A 22,836-nucleotide genomic window follows, 5' to 3' on the forward strand; every position below is an offset into this window, starting at 1 on the left:
AAATATCCCCGCCGGAGGCATGAACCGCCGCGCAGCGGCGATGCCGTCAGCCGCGCGCCCTGACCTCGGACAGGGTCTGCGCCGTGGACAGGGCCTCCGGGTCGAGCTTCAGCTCGATGATCGCGGGCACCCCCGCGGCAAGCGCCCGGTCCAGCGCGGGCGCGAACGCGGCCTGTGTCTCGACGGTTTCGCCATGTCCGCCATGGGCCCGGGCCAGCGCCGCGAAATCGGGATTGGCCAGCGTGGTGCCGCTGACGCGGCCGGGATAGGCGCGCTCCTGGTGCATGCGGATCGTGCCGTAGATCCCGTTATTCGCCACGATCACCACGATATTGGCGCCGTATTGCGTCGCGGTGGAGAATTCCTGCCCCGTCATCTGGAAACAGCCATCCCCCGCGAAGCAGATCACCGGGCGGTCGGGGTGGGCCAGCTTGGCCGCGACGGCCGCCGGCAGGCCGTAGCCCATCGAGCCGGAGGACGGGGCCAGTTGCGTGCCATGTTCCCGGAAGCGGTGGTAGCGGTGAACGAAGGCGGCGTAGTTGCCGGCCCCGTTCGTCAGGATCGCCTCCCGCGGGAGAACCTCGCGCAGGTGGCCGACCGCGTCGGCCATCCGCACCGCGCCGGGCAGGTCCACGGGCGTCTGCCAGTGCAGGTAGTCCTCGCGCGCGGCGTGGCGCCAGTTCACCCAGGCCGGCGCCGCCGGCGCGCTGGTTCCGGCCAGTTCGGCGACCAGCGCCGGCGCCGGCGCGGCCAGCGCGATGTCGGGACGGTAGACGCTGCCGGGCGTATCCGGGTCCGGGTGCACGTGCAGGATGGACTTGCCGGGTTCGGCGGGATCCACATGGGCGTAGCCGCCGGTCTCGATGTCGCCGAGACCGGCGCCCAGAACCAGCAGGCAATCGGCCTCGCGCAGCCGGAGCGCGAGGCGCGGGTTCATGCCGACACCCAGATCCCCGGCATAGCAGGGGTGGTCGTTGTCCATGTAGTCCTGGCGCCGGAACGCCACGGCGACCGGAAGGTCCCAGGCCGCCGCGAAGCGTTCGAGATCGGCCGCCGCGGCGCCGGACCAGGCCGGGCCGCCCGCGATGACGAGCGGCCGCTCGGCCCGTGCGAGCGCCCCGGCGATACGCGCCGCATCGGCCGGCGCGACCGCCTGGTCAGGGCGCGTCGCCCGGGCGAGATTGCCGACCACGGCCTCGGCGGACAGCATGTCCTCGGGCAGGGCCAGCACCACCGGCCCCGGCCGCCCCGATACCGCCAGATGGAAAGCGCGGCCGACATATTCCGGGATACGGTGCGGATCGTCGATCTCTGCCACCCATTTCGCCAGCGGTGCGAAGAAGCGGCGATAGTCCACCTCCTGGAAGGCCCCGCGGTCACGGTGGCCCCGTGCGATCTGTCCCACGAAGAGCACCATGGGCGCGGCGTCCTGCATCGCGACATGGACCCCGGCAGAGGCGTTGGTCGCGCCCGGCCCGCGCGTGACCAGGGCGACGCCGGGCGCGCCCGTGAGCTTGCCATGGGCGGCCGCCATCATCGCCGCGCCGCCTTCCTGGCGGCAGACGACGTTCTGGATGGCGCTGCCATGCAACCCGTCGAGCACCGCGAGAAAACTTTCTCCTGGGACGGAGAAGACCCGCTCCACGCCCTCGGTCGCCAGCTGATCGACCAGGATCTGCCCGCCGTGCCTCGCCTGCATGTCGCTCTCCCTCGTTGCCGGTACGGGTCATGGATGCGCCCCCGCGCGCGGCCCGTCAAGCCGCGGGCGGTTGCGAGACCGGCGCTGCGGTTTACATCCCTGTGGAGGGCACCGGATGGAGACACACATGAGCAAACCCGTTCTGCTGGGGATTTCGGGCTCGCTGCGCGGCGGCAGCTACAACACGAAACTGATCCGCGAGGCCGCGCGCCTCTTCGGCCCGGCCGATTTCGCCGAGGCCGATCTGCGCCTGCCGCTCTACGACGGCGATCTCGAGGATGCCGAGGGCATTCCCGCAAGCGTGCAGCGCCTGGCCGACCAGATCGCGGGGGCCGACGCGGTGGTCATCTCGACCACCGAGTACAACAAGGCGCCCTCGGGCGTCCTGAAGAACGCTCTCGACTGGGTGAGCCGGACGGACGGCACCCCTTGGAAGGACAAGCCGGTCGCCATCATGTCGGCCACCGGCGGTCGCGCCGGAGGGGAGCGCACGCAGTTCGCGCTGCGGCTGATGATGGTGCCGTTCCAGCCGAACCTTCTGATGGGTCCCGAGGTGCTGGTCGGCAACACTTCCGACCAGTTCGACGCATCGGACCGGCTGACCAACGCGCGCAACGCCAAGGCGCTCGGCGCGCTGATGAAGCGCCTGCGCGAGGCCGCCGGATTTCCCGCGGCCGAGGCCGCGGCCTGACCTGTCTCAGTCCGGCGTCGCGATCTCGATGAGGTTCCCGTCCGGGTCGCGCAGGTAAAGCGACCGGATAGGCCCCGTGGCACCGGTGCGGGCCACCGGGCCGGCTTCCACCGCGACCCCGGCGCGGGCCAGATGCGCCTGCCAGTCCAGGAGATCGTCCCCCGTCAGAAAACAGAGATCCGCCGCGCCGGGCATCGGTGTCGCCGCCTTCGGCGCGAACTCTTGCCCGGCCCTGTGCAGGTTGATCTTCTGGGTTCCGAACTTCAGCGCCATGCGCCGGGTGCCATCGGCACCGGTGAAGGCTTCGGGCCGCATTCCAAGGACATCGCAGTAGAACGCGACCGTCCGGTCAGGGTCGGACACGGTCAGCACCAGGTGGTCGAGCACTTGCAGGGTGGGCGTCATTCGGGCTTATCTCCGGCAGAACAGGTGATGGGGGCATCATGCACGAGGCAGAGGGAACGCGGCAAACACGGATCGACGTCATGGACCCGGCCCGCGCGGCGGCCCTGCACGCGGCCCTCGGCCGGCCGGGCCCCGCGCCGGAGGCCGGCGACCCGCTGCCGCCCTTCGGGCACCATCTCCATTTCTGGGAGGCTCGCCCGCCGGCCGCGCTCGGCCGCGACGGGCATCCGGCGACCGGCGGGTTCATCCCCGATCTCGGCCTGCCCCGGCGCATGTGGGCCGGCGGGCGCCTGGATTTCGCGGCCCCCGTCCGGCTGGGCGCGGCGGCCGAACGGATCAGCACCATCGCACGGGTGACACGGAAGAGAGGGCGGACCGGGCCGCTCGCCTTCGTGACGCTGCGCCACGAGATCCGGCAGCACGGCCGGGTCTGCGTGACAGAGGACCAGGATCTCGTCTACCGCGAGGATCCGGATCCCTCCGCGCCGGCACCGGTCGCACCGGCCGCGCCCACCGACGAGGACGTGGCGGAGCGCGCGACCTACGACACGACCCTGCTGTTCCGATACTCGGCGCTGACCTTCAACGGGCACCGGATCCATTACGACCTCGCCTATTGCCGCGAGGTCGAAGGGTATCCCGGCCTCGTCGTGCACGGCCCGCTGCTGGCGCAACAGCTCATGCTGATGGCCGAGGCACGGCTGGACGGGCTGGCGCGGTTTTCCTTCCGTGCCACGGCGCCCCTGTTCCATTTCGAGACCGCGACGCTTTGCGCACGGACCGCGGAGGACGGCCTGGCGCTCTGGGTGCGGGGGTCGGACGGCCGGCTCTGCCTGACGGCGGAGGCGGGCTAGGGTCACGACCCTAAGGCCGGATCGACGCCTCGACCCGGAACTCCGCCGGGATGCGGTCGCGGCCCTCGAGCACGAGATCGGCCATGATCCGTGCCACCCCGGGCGCGATTCCGAAGCCGATCTTGAAGCCGCCATTGGCAATGAAGACCCCGTCGCGCAGCGGATGCGGGCCGAGCATCGGCGCGCGTGTCCGGGCGCGCGGGCGCACGCCGGCCCAGCGCGCGATCACCGGCGCGTCTTCCAGCGCCTGGCAGGCGGCGACGGCCCGCGCATGAAGCGCGTCCAGCTGGTCGTCGGTCGTGTCGGGCGCCTCCCAGTCGCGTTCGCTGGTCGAGCCGACCGCGACCGTTCCGTCGCCATGGGGCACGATATGCAGCCCGTCCACGAAAAGCTGCGGGCGCTCCGCCGCCGCGAAACCGAGGCTCAGCGCCTGGCCTTTCACCCCCGCACCCACGGGCTGGCAGAGGTCGGTGGAGAGATCGGAAAGCCCCTCGTGGCCCGTCGCCAGCACGAGCGCCCCGGTCGCCCCCGGCGCGGCGGACCCGCGATCGATCCGGCCCCCGCGGGCCTCGATGGCGGCGGCGAGCGCGCGGCACGCGGCGGCGGGGTTCATGCGCGCGGTCAGCGTGTCGTGGATCAGGTAGCCGCTCGGGCTGGACGGCGCCCAGCCATCGGCGGGGGCCGCGATCACCTCCCATCGGGCGGCATCGCCCCAGGTGTCACGGGCGGCATCGGCCCGCGCGCGGGCAAGGTCCAGGCCACGGGCGTCGGCGACGGGCTGCAGGCGGCCGGTTCGCGCGTAGCCGGGCGAGACGCCGCCGGCCGCCGCCACCTCGGCCCAGAACGCCCCGGCGGCGACGAGGCTCTCGAACTGGAACTGTTTCTTGGGGTTCCAGCCGTCGGGCGTGTGCGGGGCAAGCGCGCCGACCACCCCGCCGGAAGATCCGGCGCCGACATGGCGTTTCTCCACCACGCGCACGGACGCGCCGCGGCGCAGGCATTCCCAGGCCACGGAAAGGCCGAAGATCCCCGCCCCCAGCACGGTCACCTCGGTCATTGCCATTCCCTTCTGTTCCTCCCATGCTCCGCCGCGACAGGTTACCTCGGGACATCGCATGGCAGAGGACACGCAGCAAGCGGCGCAGATCGCCTGGGGCCGGGGCGGCACGCCGGTCTCGACCCGGTTCGACGATCCGTATTTCTCGCTGGAGGACGGGCTGGCGGAAACCGCGCATGTCTTCCTGGACGGCAACGCCCTGCCCGCGCGGTTCCGGCCGGGTTTTCACATCGCGGAACTCGGCTTCGGCACCGGGCTCAACATGCTGGCCGCGCTCCGACTCTGGCGCGAGAGCGGCCAGGAGGGCCGGCTGCGCTACACGAGCTTCGAGGCCTTTCCGATGGATGCGCCCGACATGCGGCGCGCCCTCGCGGCCTTTCCCGACCTGGCGCCGGTCGCGGCGCCCCTGCTCGCCGCCTGGGAGCAGGGCGAAACCTGGATCGTCACGCCGGATCTGCTGGCCGAGATCGTGATCGGCGATGCCCGCGCGACGCTGCCGCGCTGGACGGGCAAGGCGGACGCCTGGTTCCTGGACGGCTTTGCGCCGGCGAAAAATCCCGAGCTTTGGGAACCGGCCCTCATGGCGGAGGTCGGCCGGCACACGGCCGCCGGCGGCACGGTGGCCACATACACGGCGGCGGGCGAGGTGCGCCGCGCGCTCGAAGCCGCGGGTTTTGCCGTGACCCGCGTGCCGGGTTACGGCCGCAAGCGCCACATGACCACCGGCCGGATGGAGGCCTCGTGAGCCAGTCGAACACCCGTCTCGGCGTTCTGCTGATGATCGCCACCACCTTCGTCTTCGCGGCGCAGGACGGCATCTCGCGGCATCTCGCGGGTGAATACAACGTCCTGATGATCGTGATGATCCGCTACTGGTTCTTCGCGGCCTTCGTCATCAGCCTGGCCGTGCGCAAGGCCGGCGGCATCGCGGCCGCCGCCGCGACGCGACAGCCGGCGCTGCAGATCTTTCGCGGCGTGCTGCTGGCCGGCGAGATCTGCGTCATGGTCGCCGCCTTCGTGGCGCTCGGCCTGGTGGAGAGCCACGCGATCTTCACCTCCTACCCGCTTCTGATCGCCGCCCTGTCCGGCCCGATCCTCGGCGAACGCGTCGGCTGGCGGCGCTGGACTGCCATCGCGGTCGGCTTCGTCGGGGTGCTGGTCATCCTGCAGCCGGGGATCACCGTGTTTTCACCGGCAGCCCTGATCCCGTTGACCGCGGCGCTGATGTTCGCGCTTTACGGGCTGCTGACCCGCTATGCCGCGCGGCTCGACACGACGGCCACGAGCTTCTTCTGGACCGGCACGACGGGGGCCGTCGCGATGACCACGGTCGGGCTGTGGTTCTGGGAACCGATGACCGCGCCCGACTGGGGCTGGATGGGCCTGCTCTGCGTCACCGGGGCGACCGGGCACTGGCTGCTGATCCGGACCTACGAGGTTGCGGAGGCCAGCGCGGTGCAGCCCTTCGCCTATCTCCAGCTGGTCTTCGCCTCGACGATCGGCCTGACGGTCTTCGGCGAGCGGCTGGAGCCCAATGTCGCCATCGGGGCCGCCATCGTGGTCGGCGCGGGGCTGTTCACGCTCTGGCGCGAGCGGCAGGCGCGCTAGTTCCGGCCCTCCAGCTCTGCCGAGAGCGAATGCGGCGGCGGCGCGCCGCGCAGCCGGGCGCGGTAGACGAGCAGGGATTCCATCACGCGCATGACGTAGTTCCGGGTTTCCCGGAAGGGAATGTGCTCGATCCAGTCGACCGGGTCGGTCCCCGCGCTGCGCGGGTCGCCGAAGCGTTCGATCCAGTCGTAGACCCGGCTCGGCCCGGCATTGTAGGCCGCCGAGACGAGCACCATGGACCCGTCGAAGGTTTCCACCAGCTCGGCCAGGTAGGCCGCGCCGAGGGTCGCGTTGTATTTCCAGTCCAGCGTCAGGCGCTCCGGCGCGTAGTCCAGACCCGTCTTGCCGGCCATCGCCTCGGCGGTGGCGGGCATAAGCTGCATCAGGCCGCGCGCGCCGACCGGGCTGATCACCAGCGGGTCGAACTCGCTTTCCCGCCGCGCGATGGCCAGCGCCACCTCGACGGCGACGGGCACCTCCATCTGCGCCAGGGCGGTCAGGGGATAGTAGCTCTTGGGGATCGTCACGCCCTGCCGCGCCGCCTGTTTCGAGATCATCAGCGCGATATGCGGCCGCCCGATGTCCAGCGCCAATTCGCCCAGCTGCGCCAGTTCCTGCGGATCGAGCGATTCGGCCAGGTGCACGAAGAACCGTTCCGACAGGTTCCGGTCACCCGCCTCGTGCAGGAGCAGCGCGGCCGCGAGGACCGAGCTGGTCGCGAAATCGGCCGCGCGCCAGTCGGGCACCGCGCCGGTGCCCGCGAGCGCCGGATCGGGGGGCAGCCCGGCGGCCTCCGCGGCCAGCTGGCCGTAAAAGCTGGTCTGATGTTCCGCCCCGGCCGCATAGGCCGCCGCCGCCGCGGCCTCCTGGCCCAGCGCTGCGTGCGCCCGGCCGAGCCAGTAGCCCGCGCGGCCCCGGCTGATCGGCGTCTCGACATAGGCATCGAAGCGCTGGAAATGCTCGAGCGCGGTTTCGGGGTCGTCGCGCTGTGTCAGCGCGATATAGCCGGCCAGCCATTCCAGGTCGGCGTAGTCGGACCCCTCGACCAGGTGATGGCGCGCGGCAAGCTCGTAGGCGAGCGCCGCCTCGCCCGCGCGCATCGCCGCGCGGGCGAAGGATCGGCGGCGGTTCGACCAGGCCCCGGGGCGGCCCAGCGCAGCGGCCGACTCGCTGCGTGCGCGCAGCAGCGCGCGGGCGTCGTCGTCGCGTCCCTTCCGCAGCCGCCAGAGGAACCGCTCATAGGCGAGCCCCGGATCGGCGGCCAGCGGTTCGGGCACCGCCGCGATCCGCGCATCGACCCCGGGCGCCAGCGCCCGCAGCGCGATCCGGGCCTCGGCCAGCTTGCGCCAGTTCGCGCCGACATGCGGGAACATCCGCCGCGCGGCGTCTTCGGCACCCTGCCAGAGCAGCATGTCCAGCCGCGCCTCGTGGTGGGGCGCGAGGATGTCGGGGAACGCCGCCAAAAGCAGCTTCTCGTCGCCCTCGTTCAACTCGAGTTCGCGCCAGGCCCGTACGACCTCGGCGCCGGCATCGCCCACACGGCCCAGCGCCGAATAGGCGCCCGCCAGCCGCACGATCCCGGCGCCGGTATCCGGGGGGCTGTCCCGGAAATAGGCGACCACGTCCCCCGGATCGGCATCGGCCGGGATCTGGGGTTCGCCCTTGCGGCGCAGATAGGGCAGGCCCGGCCAGTCGCCGTTGCGGGCCAGGAAAGCGCGGTAATCGACCCAGAAACCGGCCCCGGCCCGAAGCTTGATCCATTCGACGATGTCGCCCGCGGCCGGCGAGTCGATCCCGGCGACGGCATCCGCCGCCCGCGCCCAGTCACCCGAGCGGCTCGCCGACAGGGCCTCGGACAACGCCTCGCCGCGTTCCGTCACCGCGGCCGCGGGCGCGGGTCCGGGCAGGACCAGCGCCAGAGCGGCCAGGAGCGGGGCGAGAAAAAGACGCATGACGAGCCTCGGGACACGCGGCATGGGATGGACTGTAGTGGCGGGGCGGTCTATTGCAACGGCCAACTTGGCAAAGCCTGCGCCGGTCTATAGGGTCCGGGCGGTTTTGCGCCGACGACGCCGGGCTGCGACAGAGAAGGAGCGTGTCATGTTCAAAGGGTCGATTCCCGCACTCGTGACGCCGTTCAGGAACGGCGAAGTGGATCTCGACGCGCTCAGGGCGCTGGTGGAATGGCATGTCGAGGAAGGCAGCCACGGGCTGGTCCCGGTCGGCACCACCGGCGAGAGCCCGACGCTCAGCCACGAGGAACACGAACTGGTGATCGAAGAGGTCGTGAAGGCGGCCGACGGGCGCATCCCGGTCATCGCCGGGGCCGGGTCCAACAACACGGACGAGGCGATTCGCTTCATGCGCCACGCCGAGGCGGTCGGCGCGGACGCGGCGCTGGTCGTGACGCCCTATTACAACAAGCCGACCCAGCGCGGCATGATCGAGCATTTCCGCGTTCTGCACGATTGCTGCACGCTGCCGATCATCATCTACAACATCCCCGGGCGTTCCGTCGTCGACATGGCGCCCGACACGATGGGCGAGCTGGCGAAGCTGCCGCGGATCATCGGCGTCAAGGACGCCACGGGCGACGTCGTCCGCGTCTCGCGCCAGCGCGAGACCTGCGGCGCCGATTTCATACAGCTGTCCGGCGAGGACGCCTCGGCGCTGGGCTTCAACGCGCATGGCGGGGTCGGCTGCATCTCGGTCACGGCGAACGTGGCGCCGCGTCTCTGCGCCGAGTTCCAGGAAGCGACGCTTGCCGGCGACTATGCCAAGGCGCTGACCTTCCAGGACCGGCTGATGCCGCTGCACACGGCCATCTTCCTCGAACCCGGCCTGGCCGGCGCGAAATACGGGCTTTCGGTTCTCGGCAAGTCCGGCGACGAGGTTCGCTTGCCGCTGACGACCCTGCTGCCCGAAACCCGCCAGCGGATCGACGACGCGATGCGTCACGCCGGCCTCATCAACTGAGCGCCGGATGCACGACCGCGGCAAGCCTCCCCGCCCCGGCGAGATCGTCCTGGACCGCGTGCCGGGCACGGGCGACGGGCCGCGGATCGCGTTCATCGGCCGTATCCGCACCCCCTGGGGGCCGGGGGACGCGCCGCGGAACCTGCGCCAGGCCCGCGAGCGCGGGAAACCGGCACGCATCCTGCTCGAGCCGGACTACGCGCCCGGCCTGCTGGGGCTGGAGGTCGGCCAGGCGATCGTCGTGTTCTACTGGATGGACCGGGCACGGCGCGACCTGATCCGCCAGAACCCCCGCCACACCGACGGCGTCCGCGGCACGTTCGCGCTGCGCTCGCCGGTCAGGCCGAACCCGGTATCGCTGGCGACGGTGCGGATCACCGGGCTCGATGCCGCGGCCGGCGAGATCGAGATCGATGCGATCGACTGTTTCGACGACACGCCGCTGGTCGATATCAAGCCGTGGATGTCCACGATCGACGTGCCGCCCGGCGCCGATCTCTGATCGCGCCTTTTCCCGGGCCGCGGGATGGCCTATATCCCCTCGGCCATGGCCAAAGCGAAATCAGACCCGAACTACAAGGTGATCGCCGAGAACCGGCGTGCAAGGCACGACTACGCGATCGAGGAAGATCTCGAATGCGGGATCATGCTCGAGGGCTCGGAGGTGAAGTCGCTCCGGCAGGGGCAGGCCAATATCGCCGAGAGCTATGCCAGCGTCGAGGATGGCGAGTTGTGGCTGATCAACAGCTACATCGCCCCCTACGAGCAGGCCAAGACCTTCGGCCACGAGGAACGGCGCAAGCGCAAGCTGCTGGTCAACAAGCGCGAACTGGCGCGGCTCTGGAACGCGAGCCAGCGCCAGGGCATGACGCTGGTGCCGCTGGTCCTCTATTTCAATCACCGCGGCATCGCGAAGCTGAAAATCGCCATCGCCAAGGGCAAGAAGACCGTCGACAAGCGCGAAACCCAGAAGAAACGTGACTGGCAGCGCCAGAAACAGCGGCTTTTGCGCAACCAAGGCTGAAATTCTCGGCCGGCATAACACGTTTCGGTTGCCGCTCTGCGCCTGGTCCGTAGCCTGTGCCGGGTGAGTTGATTTGTGTGTCAGTGTCGCAGGTTGCGTATGATCGAGACGATTGCATTCCACATCGCCGCGGGGAGCCTCGGGGGCAACCTCGCCGGCGGTCTGCTGAAACAGCTCAATCTCGGACTGGGCGGAAACACGCTCTGCGGACTGGCCGGCGGCGCACTGGCGGCCGGCGCCGGGGCGGTGGCCGGCACGCTGGCGACGAGCGGCGGCCTGCCGGCGCTGGTCATCGGCGGGTGCGGCGGGGCGACCCTCATGGCGCTGGCAGGACTGCTGCGCGAGATTCGCGGGTCCGGCTGACCCGCTTCGCGACCAATGCCAACCTGCTGTCGGGATGCCTGGTGTGCTGCGTGATCGTGCTGATCTATCTCAGTGACCACGTGGCGCGCGACACGTCGTTGATCAACGCGGGGCTGTTCGTCGGGACCGTGTTGCTGCTGGTCTTCGGCTTTCCCTGCATCATGCTCGAGATCGGTGTCGCGGCACGGCGGACCGCAACCGACCCCTGCGACTGAGGTGGGCGCAGCCCTGCGCGCTTGCCTCCGCGGGGTCAAGCGCGTAACTCCGTGTGTCAGAACGCAGAGGAGCCCGCGATGCCTCAAGACGACCCGAAAACGCTCGTATCCACCGACTGGCTGGCGCAGCATCTGAACGACCCGGACCTGCGGGTGCTGGACGCCTCGTGGTACATGCCCGATGCAGAGCGTGACCCGAAAGCCGAATATGCCGCCGCCCATATCCCCGGGGCCCGGTTCTTCGATATCGACGAGATCGCGGACACGCGCTCGGAGCTGCCGCACACGGCGCCCCCGCCCGAGAAGTTCATGAGCCGCATGCGCGCCATGGGCGTGGGCGACGGCCACCAGGTCGTGGTCTATGACGGCGCGGGGCTCTTCTCGGCGGCGCGCGTCTGGTGGCTGTTCAAGCTGATGGGCCATGACGACGTGGCCGTGCTCGACGGCGGCTTGCCGAAATGGCAGGCCGAGGGCCGCCCGATCGAGGACATGGCCCCGATCCTGCGCGAACGTCACATGACCGCCCGGCGCCAGGCGCATCTGATCAAGGACGTCACCCAGGTGGCGGAGGCCTCGAAGCTGGGCGCGTCACAGATCCTCGACGCGCGCTCGCCCGGCCGCTTTGCCGGGACCGAGCCCGAGCCGCGCGCGGGCCTGCGCGGCGGGCGCATCCCCGGCTCGCGGAACCTCCATTACCGCGCCCTGCTGAACGAGGACGGCACGATGAAGGATCCCGAGGCGCTGAAATCCGTCTTCGCCGCGGCTGGCGCCGATCTCGGCAAGCCGGTCATCACCACCTGCGGGTCGGGCGTCACGGCCGCGATCATCAACCTCGCGCTCGAGCGGGTCGGTCATCGCGCCCATGCGCTCTATGACGGGTCCTGGGCCGAATGGGGCATGTTCGACGAGCTGAAAGTGGAGACCGGATGACCCGCCAGCCAGCCGGAACCGAGGTCGCCTACACCGTGACCTGGCTCGAGATGACGGAGCGGCCGGGCTACCCGTGGCCGCATGCGCCCGCGAACATCCCGGTCACGCTGCTGCCCTCCGACACGCCGCCGGTCTGGTACTTCCTCGCGCTCTACGACGCGGTGGGGCGCGACCACGCCTGGGAGGACATGCACGCGGAAGATCCCGAGACGGTCCGGGCGATGCTGCACCACCCGGACGTGACGCTCTACACCCTGCTCTCGGACGGCTGGCCGCACGGGTTCTTCCTGCTGGACTGGCGCCGGCCCGGCACCTGCGAACTGGCCTATTTCGGCCTCGTCCCCGAGGCGGTTGGCCGCGGGCTCGGCACGTTCCTGCTGCAGACGGCCGTGCATACGGGCTGGGACCGCGATGGCATCGAGAAGATGACCGTCAACACCTGCACGCTGGATCACCCCCGCGCGCTGATTAACTACCAGAAAAACGGCTTCGCGCCGGTGCGGCAGGAAGAGAGATCCCGTATACTCACCCGCGACCGCGACCTGTCGCGCATCCCAGAATGAAAGGCAGACCATGTTTGGCGCACTGAAACCACTTCCGGCCGACAAGATCCTGCAACTCATGCAGATGTATCGCGAGGACCCGCGCGAGGAGAAAGTCGATCTCGGCGTCGGCGTCTACCGCAACGCCGAGGGTGTGACCCCGATCATGCGGGCCGTGAAGAACGCGGAAAAGCAGCTCTGGGAAATGGAAACGACCAAGGCCTATACCGGGCTGGTCGGCGATGCCGGCTACCACAAGGCGATGACGGATCTCGTGTTGGCCGACTCGGTCGATCGCGCGCGTATCGCCGCCGCGCATACGCCGGGCGGCACGGGGGCGATCCGCCAGTCGCTGGAGCTGATCCAGATGGCCGCGCCCGAGGCGCGGGTCTTCGTCTCGTCGCCCACATGGCCGAACCACCTGTCGATCCTCAAGCATCTGAAGGTTCCCTTCACCGAGTACCGCTATTTCGACGACGAAAGCCGCGCCGTCGATTTCGACGGCATGATGGCCGATCTCGAGCAGGTGAAGCCGGGCGACGTGGTGCTGCTGCATGGCTGCTGCCACAACCCGACCGGCGCCAACTTGAACCCCGTCCAGTGGCAGCAGGTGGGCGACCTGTTGCTGGAAAAGCAGGCGATGCCCTTCATCGACATCGCCTACCAGGGCTTCGGCGACGGGATCGAGAAGGACGCCGCAGGCGTGCGCCACCTGGCCGGGCGCGTTCCGGAAATGCTGATCGCGGCGAGCTGTTCCAAGAATTTCGGCATCTACCGCGAGCGGACCGGCATCGTCCTGGCCATCGCGCCCGACGAGAAGACGCGCGACGTCACACAGGGCAGCCTGGCGCATCTCAACCGCCAGAACTTCTCGTTCCCGCCGGATCACGGGGCGCGGCTGGTGACCATGGTGCTGGAGACCCCGGCGCTGAAGGCCGACTGGATGGACGAGCTGGAAGACGTGCGCCTCGGCATGCTGGATCTGCGCGAGCAGCTGGCCGGAACGCTGCAGCAGATGACCGGCTCGGATCGCTTCTCCTTCATCAAGGAGCATCGCGGCATGTTCTCGCGGCTGGGCGCGACGCCCGAGCAGGTGCAGGCCATGCGCGAGAGCCACGGCATCTACATGGTGGGGGACTCGCGCATCAACATCGCCGGGCTCAACAAGGATACCGTGCCGATCCTGGCCGAGGCCATCGTCAAGGCCGGCGTCTGAGGCCGGCCCGAGATTTCCCTTGATCTGCCGGCGCGGCGGGCGTATGCCGCCGCGTCACCGGCCCCGCGCGGGCCGACAAGTCGCCGCGACCTTGTATAAAAAACGGAGCACAGTCATGTCCCGCTACCTGCCCGGCGTGATCGCGATGGCGATCATCGTCGTCACCTCCAACATTCTCGTGCAGTTCCTCTACGGCCAGTGGCTGACATGGGGGGCCTTCACCTATCCCTTCGCCTTCCTTGTCACCGACGTGATGAACCGCATCTACGGCCCCGCCGCCGCGCGCAGGGTCGTCTTCGCGGGGTTCGTCACCGGGGTGATCTGCTCGCTCATCGGCACCCAGATCCAGGGCGAGTTCGGCCCGCTCGTAACCTGGCGCATCGCGCTGGCCTCGGGGTCGGCCTTCCTCGTGGCGCAGATGCTGGACGTGGCGATCTTCGACCGGCTGCGGCAGGGCGCGTGGTGGCGCGCACCGCTGGCCTCGTCGCTGATCGGCTCGACGCTGGACACCGCGCTTTTCTTCTCGATCGCCTTCTCGGCACAGCTGGCCTTCCTCGAGCCGGCGAACGACGTGGCCTGGGCCAACGAGGCGCTGCCGCTCCTGGGTGCGGGTCCCGTCGCGCCGCTCTGGGTGTCGCTCGCGGTCGCCGATTACGGCGTCAAGCTGGCCATCGCGGCCGTCGCGCTGGTGCCCTTCCGCCTGATCGTGGACCGGCTGAGGGCACAGGTAGCGTAAAAACTTTTGACAAACACAAAATCTGTGGCACGCTTCCTGATAACGGCAACAGAGCAGAAAGGAGGTGGTCCAGTGTCTAGAGTGATATTGGAGAAAGAGGTCGGGCATCATCGGAGGGTTTTCGCCTAGGGCAGCCCCGACGCGGGACCCTTCGATGGGGCAGGACCCACCTGGCCCATCTCCTTTGATCTCGGGAGGGCCGTCCGGAACGCCGGGCGGCCCTTTCTCGTCTCGTGGTGCGGCTCTATGCTGCCCGCATGATCCGCATCACCGAAGATATCGCCATCGAGGACTGGGAGGTGACCGAGCATTTCGTGCGATCCTCGGGTCCCGGCGGGCAGAACGTGAACAAGGTGGCCACCGCGGTCGAGCTGCGCTTCGAGGCGGAGCGCTCGCCCCATCTGCCCGATCCGGTGAAGCGGCGGCTGCGGCGGCTGGCCGGGCGGCGCTGGACCGCCGACGGCGCGGTGCTGATCCGGGTCGAGGACACGCGCAGCCAGGCGCGCAACCGCGAGATCGCCCGCGACCGGCTCGCCGCGCTGATCCGCAAGGCCACCGAGACGCCCAAGCGCCGCGTGCCGACCCGCGTGCCGCACGGCCAGAAACGCAAGCGGCTCGCGGCCAAGAAGAAGCGCGGGCAGACCAAGGCGTTGCGCGGCCCCGTGGAGGGCGAGGACTGACCGCTAGCGCCGCCCGAACCCGATCAGCGCCACCGCCACCCCCGCGCCAAGCGCGTTGAAGACGAGGTCGAGCGCGGTGTTGTAGTAGCCGCCCACATTCGTCTCGGGCACCAGCAGGACGGCGGTGAACTCGATCATCTCGTTCAGCGCCCCCAGCCCCATCGCCCCGAAGAGCGGGTAGACCAGCGCCGTCACGCTGCCCCGCGTCGCCGGGAAATGCCGCGTCATCAGGTGCCAGAGCAGCCAGGCCGTGACCCCGAACCCGTAGGCATGCACCGCCTGGTCGTATTTCAGGATCATGTAACGCTCGGTCTCGACCAGCGGCAGCAGCGGCATGGAATAGAGCACCGAGTCCCCGACCGGCACGCCGCCCCCGGCCATGTGCAACAGCCCCCAGAGGCTCAGCGCCCAGAGCATCACCGGCGGGAAGGCCGCGCGCGCAAGGTTGAGGCCAACCAGCGCGATCAGCCCGGCCATGGTGATGACGTAGACGATGAACTCGAAATTGCCGATGGCGAAGAACCAGGCGGTGAAGCCCAGCACATAGGCGAGCGTCACGCCAGCCACGGCCCATTCTGCGCGGGTCGGATGGGCGGCCTGTGCGGTGGGGCGGGTCATCGGCAAAGGATGGCGCGACGCGGGCGGGGTGGCAAGGGCGGGCAGGCAGTCGACGCTGCCCCCGACGCCATGGCCGTCACACCACGACCTCCATCCGCTCCTGTTCGCCCACCCCGAAGACGCGCTTGTAGCGGGCGATCTCGTCGACCGGCCCGGTCGCCTTCTCGGGGTTGTCCGACAGCTTCACGCAGGGCCGGCCCTCGGCCTCGGCGGCCTTGCAGACCAGGCTGAAGGGCGCCAGCCGGTCGCCGTCCACCAGCCCGCGGAAATCGTTGGTCAGCAGCGTTCCCCAGCCAAAGCTCACCCGCACCCGGTCGCGGAAACGCGCATGCAGGTCCGCGATCACCTCCACGTCCAGCCCGTCGGAGAAGATCACCAGCTTCTCCCGCGGGTCCTCGCCACGGGATGTCCACCAGGCGATGGCGCGCTCGGCCCCGGTGGCCGGGTCGCCGGAATCCACGCGGATGCCGGTCCAGCCCGCCAGCCAGTCCGGCGCGTTCTCGAGGAAATTCTCCGACCCGAAGGTGTCGGGCAGGATGATCCGCAGGTTGCCCGAATGCTCCTCGTGCCAGTCGGCCAGCACCTGGTAGGGCGCACGGGCGAGGTCCGCGTCGGTGTCGGCCAGCGCGGCATAGACCATGGGCAGTTCGTGGGCATTGGTGCCGATGGCCTCCACCTCGCGGTTCTTGGCGATCAGGCAGTTCGAGGTGCCGACGAAGGCCTCGCCCAGCCCCTCCATCAGGGCCTGCACGCACCAGTCCTGCCAGAGGAAGCTGTGCCGCCGCCGGGTGCCGAAATCCGCCAGCTTCAGCCCGCCGAGCCCGCGCAGCCGCTCGACCTTTTCCCAGAGCTTGGTCATGGCGCGGGCATAGAGCACCTGCAGCTCGAACTTGCCCATCTCGTTCAGCACCGCGCGCGAGCGCAGTTCCATCAGCACGGCCAGCGCCGGTATCTCCCACAGCATGACCTCCGGCCAGGCGCCCTCGAAGGTCAGCTGGTACTGGTCGCCGCGGCGTTCGAGATGATAGTCCGGCAGGCGCAGGTTCTCGAACCATTCCATGAAGTCCGGCCGGAACATCTGCCGCTTGCCGTAGAACATGTTGCCGCGCAGCCAGGTCGATTCCCCCCGGCTGAGGCTGAGCGAACGGATATGGTCGAGCTGCTCGCGCAGTTCGCCCTCGTCGATCAGGCGGGCCAGCGGGATCTCGGCGCTGCGGTTGATCAGTTCGAAGGTCACGCGCGTATCGGGCTTGTTGCGAAAGACCGACTGGCACATCAGAAGCTTGTAGAAATCCGTATCGATCAGCGACCGGACGATCGGGTCGATCTTCCAGTGGTGATTGTAGACACGCGTGGCGATATCGACCATGGGGGCCTCCGGCTGCGGCAGCGGCCCCCGTTAAAGCAAGGCCGGCAGGCGCTGTCCAGCTAGTGGCCGAGTTCCACGCCCGCCGCCTTCATCGACTCGAGCGCCTCCTCGAGCGAGGACTCGAGGTCGATGGCACGGCAATGCTGTTCCAGGACATGGGTGCGGAAACCGAGCCGCGCCGCGTCAACGGCCGAGTAATGGACGCAGAAATCAAGCGCGAGGCCGACCAGCGTCACCGTGTCGACGCCGCGTTCGCGCAGGTAGCCCTCGAGCCCCGTGGGCGTCTCGTGATCGTTCTCGAAAAAGGCCGAGTAGCTGTCGATCGCCGGGCGGAAACCCTTGCGGACGATCATCTGCGCCCGGTCCGTGTCGAGATCCCGGTGGAAGGCCGCGCCGGTGGTGCCCTGCACGCAGTGGTCCGGCCAAAGCACCTGCGCCCCGTAGGGCATCTCCGTCACCTCGAAAGGCGATTTGCCCTCGTGCTGCGAGGCGAAGGAAGAATGGCCGGCCGGGTGCCAGTCCTGGGTCAGGATCACCACCTGGAACGCCTCCATCAGCGCGTTGATCCCCGGCAGGATCGCGTCGCCGTCGGGCACCTCGAGCGCGCCGCCGGGGCAGAAATCGTTCTGCACGTCGACCACGATCAGGGCTTCGGTCTCGGGACGGGTCATGGCATTCTCCTTTGCCTTGCTCCGGGGGTATGCAACCCCTGCCATCGCGTCAATGGCGTTGCGGCCCGGCGGGTATCGGGCGTATGGGGGGCGCATGACGCATGTAACGGTCGCCGCACTCTACCATTTCGTCCGCCTGCCGGACCCTGCCGTGTTGCGCGCGCCCCTGCGCCGGCTCTGCACGGACGCGGGCCTGCGCGGCTCGCTGCTGCTCGCGCCCGAAGGGATCAACGGCACGGTCGCCGGACCGCGCGCGGGGATCGACCGGCTGTTGGCACATCTGCGGGCGATCCCCGGAATGGAAACGCTCGAGCACAAGGAGAGTTCCGCCGCCGAGATGCCCTTCGGCCGGATGAAGGTACGGCTGAAACGCGAGATCGTGACCATGGGCCAGCCCGGGGTCGACCCGCGGGCCGGCACCGGCCACTATGTCGACCCGGCGGACTGGAACGCCCTGATCGCGGCGCCGGACGTCGCGGTGATCGACACACGCAACGCCTACGAGGTGGCGATCGGCAGTTTCGAGGGGGCGATCGATCCCGGCACGGAACGGTTCGGCGACTTCCCCGTCTGGTGGGCCGCCAACCGCCACCGCTTCCACAACAAGCGGATCGCGATGTTCTGCACCGGCGGCATCCGCTGCGAGAAGTCGACCAACTACCTGCTCGGCCAGGGGGTGGAGGACGTCTACCACCTCAAGGGCGGCATCCTGAAATATCTCGAGGAGGTGCCGGAGGCCGAAAGCCTCTGGCGCGGCGACTGCTTCGTCTTCGACGGGCGCGTGTCAGTCGGGCACGGCCTGCGCGAGGGGCCGCATGTGCTCTGCCATGCCTGCCGACGGCCCCTGACGCCCGAAGACACGCGGCACCCCGACTACGAGGCGGGCGCGGCCTGCCACCATTGCATCGACGAATACGACGAGGCCGACCGCGACCGGTTCCGGGAACGCCACCGGCAGGTCCGGCTCGCCGCGGCGCGCGGCGCGCGGCATCTCGGCGGCTGACACGCCCGTCAGTGTTCGCGCAGAAGGTAGCCGATCAGGCTGTTGCGTTCGATTTCCGCCCGGCCCAGGCGGCAGTAGCTTTCGATGTCGCCTTCCACCACGTCGTGACGTTCCAGATAGGCGTCGCGCAGCCGCCGCATCCGGTCCTGTTCCGCTTCCGACTCGATGAAGGCCTCGACCTGTTCGCGGGTATAGCCGAGATCCCGCGCCCGGTTTTCCAGGTCGTAGCGGCCGCGCAGCACGCGGAACCACCGTGGCGAGATGGTCGGACAGGCCTTGCGGATCTCGTCACCCACCGCGGCGGCGAAGAGGCGGTTGTAGATGTAGTCCTGCTCGCGCAGCGGCGGCAACTCGCCGTTCGCGCCGGCAGGCGTCGCAACGGCAAGGGCGGCGGCCAGCAAGCCGGCGGCAAGCGATGGGTGGTGGCGCGATCCCGGCATGGGACTCCTAGTCGGACGGTTACGGCTCTGGCTTGCAATATAGGAAGGACGCCCGACTTGGCGAAGACTCCGCGCGCCACGGCATCACCGCGGCGCGGAATCCCGCCGAGGCAGGTCCGCCCCCCCGCCGCCGGGGGATGGCTCAGAAATCCAGGTTCTCGACGCTGAGCGCGTTCTGCTGGATGAACTCGCGGCGGGGCTCCACGACGTCGCCCATCAGCTTGGTGAAGATGTCGTCGGCTTCGGCGACGTCCGCGACCCGGACCTGCAGCAATGTCCGCGCCTCCGGGTCCAGCGTCGTTTCCCAGAGCTGGTCGGGATTCATTTCGCCCAGGCCCTTGTACCGCTGCAGCGTGAGCCCGCGCTGCCCCTCGTCGAGGATGGCCTCGAGCAGCTCTGTCGGGCCATGGATCAGCTCGCGCTTTTCCTTGCGGCCCAGAACCGCCGGAACGCCGTAGATCTCTTGCAGGCTCTCCGTGAACCCGGCCAGCTTGCGCGCCTCGCCCGACCGCAACACCGGTCCGTCGAGCGTGCGCACCTCTTCGACGCCGCGCAGCACGCGCGTGAAGCGCAGACCCGCATCCTGGGTCGGACGACCCTGCCAGCCGCGTTCGTATTCGAGCGCCACGAGATCCAGCCGCTCGGCCACCGCGTCGGCAGTGGCCTGCGGATCGGCATCCACCTGTCCCGGCACGAGGGCCCCGGCGATCGCCGCCTGCTCGAGGATGTGGCGCGGGTAGTGCGTCGGGAAGGCGGTGAGCACGCGGCGCACCTGGCGCGCCTCCTCGACCAGCCGGGCCAGGTCCTGGCCGGTGATCTCCTCGCCGTTGCCAAGCCGCAGGACGGCGCCGTCGACGCCCTGTGCAATCAGGTAATCCTCGAGCGCCGGCTCATCCTTCAGGTACACCTCGGACTTGCCGCGCATCACCTTGTAGAGCGGCGGCTCCGCGATGTAGAGATGCCCGTTCTCGATGATCTCGGGCATCTGGCGGAAGAAGAAGGTCAGCAACAGCGTCCGGATATGGGCGCCGTCGACATCCGCGTCCGTCATGATGATGATCTTGTGATAGCGCAGCTTCGACAGGTCGAACTCGTCACGGCCGATCCCCGTGCCGAGCGCGGTGATCAGCGTGCCGATCTCCTGGCTCGACAGCATGCGGTCGAACCGGGCTCGTTCCACGTTCAGGATCTTGCCACGCAGCGGCAGCACCGCCTGGTTGGCCCGTGCCCGGCCCTGCTTGGCCGACCCGCCGGCCGAGTCGCCCTCGACGAGGAAAAGCTCCGACAGCGCCGGGTCCTTTTCCTGGCAGTCGGCGAGTTTGCCCGGCAGCGAGGCGACGTCCATCGCCGTCTTGCGCCGTGTCAGCTCGCGCGCCTTGCGCGCGGCCTCGCGGGCCAGCGCGGCCTCGACGATCTTGCCCACGATCATCTTGGCCTCGTTCGGATGCTCTTCGAACCACTCCGAAAGCTTTTCGTTCAACAGCCCCTCGACCGCCGGGCGCACCTCCGAGCTGACGAGCTTGTCCTTGGTCTGCGAGCTGAATTTCGGATCCGGCACCTTGACCGACAACACGCAGGTGAGCCCCTCGCGGGCATCGTCGCCGGTGAAGGAGACCTTTTCCTTCTTCGCCAGTCCCGAGCTGCTGGCATAGAGGTTGATGGTTCGCGTCAACGCGCCCCGGAAGCCCGCCATATGCGTGCCGCCGTCGCGCTGCGGAATGTTGTTGGTAAAGGGCAGGACCGTCTCGTGGTAGCCGTCGTTCCACCACAGCGCCACCTCGATGCCGATGCCGTCACGTTCACCCTCGATATGGATGGGCTCGGTGATCATCGGATGCTTGTTGCGATCCAGGTAGCGCACGAATTCCCGCACGCCCCCGTCGTAATGCATGTCGATTTCCTCGGCCTCGGCCGGGCGCTCGTCGCGCAGGCGGATATGCACGCCGGAATTCAGGAAGGCGAGTTCGCGCAGGCGGTGCTCGAGCGTCCTGAAACTGTAGTCGCGGTTCGAGAACGTATCCATCGAGGCGAGGAAGCGCACCTCGGTGCCGGTCTTGCCGCCGGAATCGCCCACCACCTCCAGATGCTGGGCGGTCTCGCCGCGTTCGAAACGGGCATGGTGTTCCTTGCCGTCCCGCCAGATGCGCAGCTCGAGCCAGTCGGACAGGGCATTGACCACGGAAACGCCGACGCCATGCAGGCCACCGGACACCTTGTAGGAATTCTGGTCGAATTTCCCCCCGGCATGGAGCTGGGTCATGATGACCTCGGCGGCCGAGACGCCCTCTCCCTGGTGGATGTCGACGGGGATGCCCCGACCGTTGTCGGTGACCGAGATGCTCTCGTCGGCATGAATCGTGACGGTCACCAGGTCGGCGTGCCCGGCAAGCGCCTCGTCGATGCCGTTGTCCACCACCTCGTAGACCATGTGGTGCAGGCCGGAGCCGTCATCGGTGTCACCGATATACATGCCCGGGCGTTTGCGAACGGCCTCCAGGCCCTTGAGAACCTTGATGGATTCCGCGCCGTATGCCTGCCCGGCCTGGTTTTCTTCGGTCATGTCGGGAAACCCTCTTGTCTTTGGCCGACAGGATATAGGTTTCCCCCGGGAATGTCACGCCGCAAGCCCGACTATTTCCGTCGCGATTTCAGGGGCTTGGGATGATTCGAATCGGGGATCGGGCGGCTCAGGTGAAGGGGATCGCCAGGCCCACGGCGATCAGCAGAATGCCGGCCGCGATATTGGTCCGCCGCAGCGCGTCCGGCGAGGTCAGAACCGCCCGCACCCTGTCGACGAACGCGGCCATGAACACGTTGCCCAGAAGGGGCACCAGCATCGATACGGCGCAGATCGCGGCGATGTCGAGCACGGTGATCCGGCTGATGTCGAAGAAGCCCGGCAACACCCCCATGTAGAACAGGATCGCCTTGGGATTGCCGATGATCACCAGCACCCCCGCCCAGAAGCCGGCCCACATGCCGGGCCGGGTCAGGCGGCTGTCCCCGTCGATCTTGCGGTCGGCGTGCCGGATCAGGAGCGTCCCCATCACCAGGAAGATCAGGCTCGCGCCATAGCGCAGCGCGATCAGGAAATCGGAATAGACCGAAACGATCCAGGCAACGCCGAAAATCGCCAGCAGCGGCCAGAGCGCATCGCCGATCACCACGCCCAGCGCCAGGGGCCAGGCGGCATGGAACCCGCCCGATAGCGCGCGCGCCAGCAGCGCGACCCAGACCGGCCCCGGCGTCAGGAAGAGCGCCAGGACGGCACCGGCATAAAGCAGAAGCTGCGCGGCGGTGACCGTCATGGCGCCTCCGGCAGGGTGACCGCCCCGGCGTCGTCGAGCGGCCAGAACGGGTTCATCGCCATTTCCCACACATGCCCGTCCGGATCGGCCCAGTAGCCGGAATACCCGCCCCAGAAGACCGTCTCCGGTGGCTTCAGCGCCGTCGCGCCGGCCGCCAGCGCCGCGGCAAAGGCCGCGTCGACCGCGGCCTCGGTGGCGAAATTCTGCGCCAGCGTCACCGCCCCGGTGCCCAGTGCCGCGTCCGGCCGGCCCTGGTCGGCGGCGAGCGCGGCGCGCCCGAAGAGCGTCAGGACCTGGCCCGGCAGCCGGAAAAACGCGACGGCCTCCTGCGAGGCGGGCGCTTCCCGCCAGCCCAGCGCCTTGTAGAAGGCCCGCGACCGGGCAAGGTCCGAACAGCCGAGCGTGATGACGCTGATGCGTTGCGGGGTCAT

General features: G+C 69.1%; 26 protein-coding genes. 15 read left to right on the forward strand and 11 right to left on the reverse strand.

The window, feature by feature from the left end:
* Positions 1-46: 46 nt before the first annotated feature.
* The gene (locus ACQ5SP_RS10400; protein WP_430938300.1) at positions 47-1,699 is read right to left on the reverse strand and encodes a thiamine pyrophosphate-binding protein; all 1,653 of its coding nucleotides are present in this window, start codon (positions 1,697-1,699) and stop codon (positions 47-49) included.
* Positions 1,700-1,826: 127 nt separating this feature from the next.
* On the opposite strand from ACQ5SP_RS10400, the gene ACQ5SP_RS10405 reads away from it, so the two are divergent.
* Complete coding sequence (locus tag ACQ5SP_RS10405) at positions 1,827-2,390, forward strand: NADPH-dependent FMN reductase (RefSeq protein WP_430938301.1); 564 nt, start codon at positions 1,827-1,829, stop codon at positions 2,388-2,390.
* Positions 2,391-2,396: 6 nt separating this feature from the next.
* On the opposite strand, the gene ACQ5SP_RS10410 is transcribed toward ACQ5SP_RS10405, so the two are convergent.
* Positions 2,397-2,795 (reverse strand): VOC family protein, encoded by a 399-nt coding sequence (locus ACQ5SP_RS10410; protein WP_430938302.1) that lies wholly within the window; start codon positions 2,793-2,795, stop codon positions 2,397-2,399.
* A gap of 38 nt (positions 2,796-2,833) precedes the next feature.
* Here ACQ5SP_RS10410 and ACQ5SP_RS10415 point away from each other — a divergent pair, with 38 nt between their 5' ends.
* On the forward strand, positions 2,834-3,649 hold the full coding sequence (locus ACQ5SP_RS10415) for an FAS1-like dehydratase domain-containing protein (protein WP_430938303.1): 816 nt from the start codon (positions 2,834-2,836) through the stop codon (positions 3,647-3,649).
* Between the two features lie 10 nt (positions 3,650-3,659).
* On the opposite strand, the gene ACQ5SP_RS10420 is transcribed toward ACQ5SP_RS10415, so the two are convergent.
* Positions 3,660-4,712 (reverse strand): NAD(P)/FAD-dependent oxidoreductase, encoded by a 1,053-nt coding sequence (locus ACQ5SP_RS10420; RefSeq protein WP_430938304.1) that lies wholly within the window; start codon positions 4,710-4,712, stop codon positions 3,660-3,662.
* Positions 4,713-4,764: 52 nt separating this feature from the next.
* Here ACQ5SP_RS10420 and mnmD point away from each other — a divergent pair, with 52 nt between their 5' ends.
* Both mnmD and ACQ5SP_RS10430 read left to right on the forward strand, forming a co-directional pair.
* Positions 4,765-5,451: a tRNA (5-methylaminomethyl-2-thiouridine)(34)-methyltransferase MnmD gene (mnmD, locus tag ACQ5SP_RS10425; RefSeq protein ID WP_430938305.1), complete on the forward strand. Its 687-nt coding sequence runs from the start codon at positions 4,765-4,767 to the stop codon at positions 5,449-5,451.
* Positions 5,448-6,314, forward strand: a complete 867-nt coding sequence (locus ACQ5SP_RS10430) for a DMT family transporter (protein WP_430938306.1) — start codon at positions 5,448-5,450, stop codon at positions 6,312-6,314. The genes mnmD and ACQ5SP_RS10430 overlap by 4 nt, the downstream gene beginning before the upstream one ends.
* On the opposite strand, the gene ACQ5SP_RS10435 is transcribed toward ACQ5SP_RS10430, so the two are convergent.
* Entirely contained in the window at positions 6,311-8,266 is a 1,956-nt protein-coding gene (locus ACQ5SP_RS10435; protein ID WP_430938307.1) for a lytic transglycosylase domain-containing protein, read from the reverse strand. The two genes, ACQ5SP_RS10430 and ACQ5SP_RS10435, sit on opposite strands and share 4 nt — an antisense overlap.
* A 148-nt stretch (positions 8,267-8,414) precedes the next feature.
* On the opposite strand from ACQ5SP_RS10435, the gene dapA reads away from it, so the two are divergent.
* The 10 genes from dapA to arfB all read left to right on the forward strand — a co-directional run bounded on the left by dapA (position 8,415) and on the right by arfB (position 14,996).
* A complete protein-coding gene (gene dapA / locus ACQ5SP_RS10440; RefSeq protein WP_430938308.1) occupies positions 8,415-9,290 on the forward strand; it encodes a 4-hydroxy-tetrahydrodipicolinate synthase in 876 nt (291 codons plus the stop codon).
* 7 nt (positions 9,291-9,297) lie between these two features.
* The gene (locus ACQ5SP_RS10445) at positions 9,298-9,792 is read left to right on the forward strand and encodes a TrmO family methyltransferase domain-containing protein (protein WP_430938309.1); all 495 of its coding nucleotides are present in this window, start codon (positions 9,298-9,300) and stop codon (positions 9,790-9,792) included.
* 45 nt (positions 9,793-9,837) lie between these two features.
* Positions 9,838-10,314, forward strand: a complete 477-nt coding sequence (smpB, locus tag ACQ5SP_RS10450) for an SsrA-binding protein SmpB (protein ID WP_430938310.1) — start codon at positions 9,838-9,840, stop codon at positions 10,312-10,314.
* A gap of 99 nt (positions 10,315-10,413) precedes the next feature.
* Positions 10,414-10,677 (forward strand): hypothetical protein, encoded by a 264-nt coding sequence (locus ACQ5SP_RS10455; RefSeq protein ID WP_430938311.1) that lies wholly within the window; start codon positions 10,414-10,416, stop codon positions 10,675-10,677.
* A gap of 41 nt (positions 10,678-10,718) precedes the next feature.
* Entirely contained in the window at positions 10,719-10,892 is a 174-nt protein-coding gene (locus ACQ5SP_RS10460) for a hypothetical protein (protein WP_430938312.1), read from the forward strand.
* A gap of 78 nt (positions 10,893-10,970) precedes the next feature.
* Complete coding sequence (sseA, locus tag ACQ5SP_RS10465) at positions 10,971-11,822, forward strand: 3-mercaptopyruvate sulfurtransferase (RefSeq protein ID WP_430938313.1); 852 nt, start codon at positions 10,971-10,973, stop codon at positions 11,820-11,822.
* A complete protein-coding gene (locus tag ACQ5SP_RS10470) occupies positions 11,819-12,385 on the forward strand; it encodes a GNAT family N-acetyltransferase (RefSeq protein ID WP_430938314.1) in 567 nt (188 codons plus the stop codon). Before sseA ends, ACQ5SP_RS10470 begins: the two co-directional genes overlap by 4 nt.
* Positions 12,386-12,395: 10 nt before the next feature.
* Positions 12,396-13,580, forward strand: a complete 1,185-nt coding sequence (locus ACQ5SP_RS10475) for an aromatic amino acid transaminase (RefSeq protein ID WP_430938315.1) — start codon at positions 12,396-12,398, stop codon at positions 13,578-13,580.
* Between the two features lie 115 nt (positions 13,581-13,695).
* The gene (locus ACQ5SP_RS10480; protein WP_430938316.1) at positions 13,696-14,316 is read left to right on the forward strand and encodes a queuosine precursor transporter; all 621 of its coding nucleotides are present in this window, start codon (positions 13,696-13,698) and stop codon (positions 14,314-14,316) included.
* Between the two features lie 257 nt (positions 14,317-14,573).
* Positions 14,574-14,996 (forward strand): alternative ribosome rescue aminoacyl-tRNA hydrolase ArfB, encoded by a 423-nt coding sequence (arfB, locus tag ACQ5SP_RS10485; protein WP_430938317.1) that lies wholly within the window; start codon positions 14,574-14,576, stop codon positions 14,994-14,996.
* Positions 14,997-14,999: 3 nt separating this feature from the next.
* Here arfB and ACQ5SP_RS10490 read toward each other — a convergent pair whose 3' ends face one another.
* The 3 genes from ACQ5SP_RS10490 to pncA form a co-directional block, all read right to left on the reverse strand.
* A complete protein-coding gene (locus tag ACQ5SP_RS10490) occupies positions 15,000-15,614 on the reverse strand; it encodes a DUF2238 domain-containing protein (RefSeq protein WP_430938318.1) in 615 nt (204 codons plus the stop codon).
* A gap of 76 nt (positions 15,615-15,690) precedes the next feature.
* On the reverse strand, positions 15,691-16,983 hold the full coding sequence (gene pncB, locus ACQ5SP_RS10495) for a nicotinate phosphoribosyltransferase (protein ID WP_430938319.1): 1,293 nt from the start codon (positions 16,981-16,983) through the stop codon (positions 15,691-15,693).
* A gap of 59 nt (positions 16,984-17,042) precedes the next feature.
* Positions 17,043-17,654: a bifunctional nicotinamidase/pyrazinamidase gene (gene pncA, locus ACQ5SP_RS10500; RefSeq protein ID WP_430938320.1), complete on the reverse strand. Its 612-nt coding sequence runs from the start codon at positions 17,652-17,654 to the stop codon at positions 17,043-17,045.
* Positions 17,655-17,748: 94 nt separating this feature from the next.
* On the opposite strand from pncA, the gene ACQ5SP_RS10505 reads away from it, so the two are divergent.
* Complete coding sequence (locus tag ACQ5SP_RS10505) at positions 17,749-18,657, forward strand: rhodanese-related sulfurtransferase (RefSeq protein WP_430938321.1); 909 nt, start codon at positions 17,749-17,751, stop codon at positions 18,655-18,657.
* A gap of 8 nt (positions 18,658-18,665) precedes the next feature.
* Here the strand turns inward: ACQ5SP_RS10505 and ACQ5SP_RS10510 are convergent, their stop codons facing one another.
* The 4 genes from ACQ5SP_RS10510 to ACQ5SP_RS10525 form a co-directional block, all read right to left on the reverse strand.
* Positions 18,666-19,097, reverse strand: a complete 432-nt coding sequence (locus ACQ5SP_RS10510; RefSeq protein ID WP_430938322.1) for a DUF5333 domain-containing protein — start codon at positions 19,095-19,097, stop codon at positions 18,666-18,668.
* Positions 19,098-19,239: 142 nt separating this feature from the next.
* Positions 19,240-21,657 carry a DNA topoisomerase (ATP-hydrolyzing) subunit B gene (gene gyrB / locus ACQ5SP_RS10515; RefSeq protein WP_430938323.1) on the reverse strand — a complete coding sequence of 806 codons (2,418 nt, stop codon included), beginning with the start codon at positions 21,655-21,657 and terminating at the stop codon, positions 19,240-19,242.
* 127 nt (positions 21,658-21,784) lie between these two features.
* The gene (locus ACQ5SP_RS10520; protein ID WP_430938324.1) at positions 21,785-22,405 is read right to left on the reverse strand and encodes a LysE family translocator; all 621 of its coding nucleotides are present in this window, start codon (positions 22,403-22,405) and stop codon (positions 21,785-21,787) included.
* The gene (locus tag ACQ5SP_RS10525) at positions 22,402-22,836 is read right to left on the reverse strand and encodes a VOC family protein (RefSeq protein ID WP_430938325.1); all 435 of its coding nucleotides are present in this window, start codon (positions 22,834-22,836) and stop codon (positions 22,402-22,404) included. The genes ACQ5SP_RS10520 and ACQ5SP_RS10525 overlap by 4 nt, the downstream gene beginning before the upstream one ends.

It is taken from the genome of Rhodovulum sp. YNF3179 (assembly GCF_050586465.1).
In the GTDB taxonomy this organism is placed as follows: domain Bacteria; phylum Pseudomonadota; class Alphaproteobacteria; order Rhodobacterales; family Rhodobacteraceae; genus CAJXYS01.

Coding starts and splice junctions, on each gene's coding strand:
- ACQ5SP_RS10400 (WP_430938300.1), bottom strand. CDS start 1,699: ATGCAGGCGAGGCACGGCGGGCAGATCCTGGTCGATCAGCTGGCGACC.
- ACQ5SP_RS10405 (WP_430938301.1), top strand. CDS start 1,827: ATGAGCAAACCCGTTCTGCTGGGGATTTCGGGCTCGCTGCGCGGCGGC.
- ACQ5SP_RS10410 (WP_430938302.1), bottom strand. CDS start 2,795: ATGACGCCCACCCTGCAAGTGCTCGACCACCTGGTGCTGACCGTGTCC.
- ACQ5SP_RS10415 (WP_430938303.1), top strand. CDS start 2,834: ATGCACGAGGCAGAGGGAACGCGGCAAACACGGATCGACGTCATGGAC.
- ACQ5SP_RS10420 (WP_430938304.1), bottom strand. CDS start 4,712: ATGGCAATGACCGAGGTGACCGTGCTGGGGGCGGGGATCTTCGGCCTT.
- mnmD (WP_430938305.1), top strand. CDS start 4,765: ATGGCAGAGGACACGCAGCAAGCGGCGCAGATCGCCTGGGGCCGGGGC.
- ACQ5SP_RS10435 (WP_430938307.1), bottom strand. CDS start 8,266: ATGCGTCTTTTTCTCGCCCCGCTCCTGGCCGCTCTGGCGCTGGTCCTG.
- dapA (WP_430938308.1), top strand. CDS start 8,415: ATGTTCAAAGGGTCGATTCCCGCACTCGTGACGCCGTTCAGGAACGGC.
- ACQ5SP_RS10445 (WP_430938309.1), top strand. CDS start 9,298: ATGCACGACCGCGGCAAGCCTCCCCGCCCCGGCGAGATCGTCCTGGAC.
- smpB (WP_430938310.1), top strand. CDS start 9,838: ATGGCCAAAGCGAAATCAGACCCGAACTACAAGGTGATCGCCGAGAAC.
- ACQ5SP_RS10455 (WP_430938311.1), top strand. CDS start 10,414: ATGATCGAGACGATTGCATTCCACATCGCCGCGGGGAGCCTCGGGGGC.
- sseA (WP_430938313.1), top strand. CDS start 10,971: ATGCCTCAAGACGACCCGAAAACGCTCGTATCCACCGACTGGCTGGCG.
- ACQ5SP_RS10470 (WP_430938314.1), top strand. CDS start 11,819: ATGACCCGCCAGCCAGCCGGAACCGAGGTCGCCTACACCGTGACCTGG.
- ACQ5SP_RS10475 (WP_430938315.1), top strand. CDS start 12,396: ATGTTTGGCGCACTGAAACCACTTCCGGCCGACAAGATCCTGCAACTC.
- ACQ5SP_RS10480 (WP_430938316.1), top strand. CDS start 13,696: ATGTCCCGCTACCTGCCCGGCGTGATCGCGATGGCGATCATCGTCGTC.
- arfB (WP_430938317.1), top strand. CDS start 14,574: ATGATCCGCATCACCGAAGATATCGCCATCGAGGACTGGGAGGTGACC.
- ACQ5SP_RS10490 (WP_430938318.1), bottom strand. CDS start 15,614: ATGACCCGCCCCACCGCACAGGCCGCCCATCCGACCCGCGCAGAATGG.
- pncB (WP_430938319.1), bottom strand. CDS start 16,983: ATGGTCGATATCGCCACGCGTGTCTACAATCACCACTGGAAGATCGAC.
- pncA (WP_430938320.1), bottom strand. CDS start 17,654: ATGACCCGTCCCGAGACCGAAGCCCTGATCGTGGTCGACGTGCAGAAC.
- ACQ5SP_RS10505 (WP_430938321.1), top strand. CDS start 17,749: ATGACGCATGTAACGGTCGCCGCACTCTACCATTTCGTCCGCCTGCCG.
- ACQ5SP_RS10510 (WP_430938322.1), bottom strand. CDS start 19,097: ATGCCGGGATCGCGCCACCACCCATCGCTTGCCGCCGGCTTGCTGGCC.
- gyrB (WP_430938323.1), bottom strand. CDS start 21,657: ATGACCGAAGAAAACCAGGCCGGGCAGGCATACGGCGCGGAATCCATC.
- ACQ5SP_RS10520 (WP_430938324.1), bottom strand. CDS start 22,405: ATGACGGTCACCGCCGCGCAGCTTCTGCTTTATGCCGGTGCCGTCCTG.
- ACQ5SP_RS10525 (WP_430938325.1), bottom strand. CDS start 22,836: ATGACCCCGCAACGCATCAGCGTCATCACGCTCGGCTGTTCGGACCTT.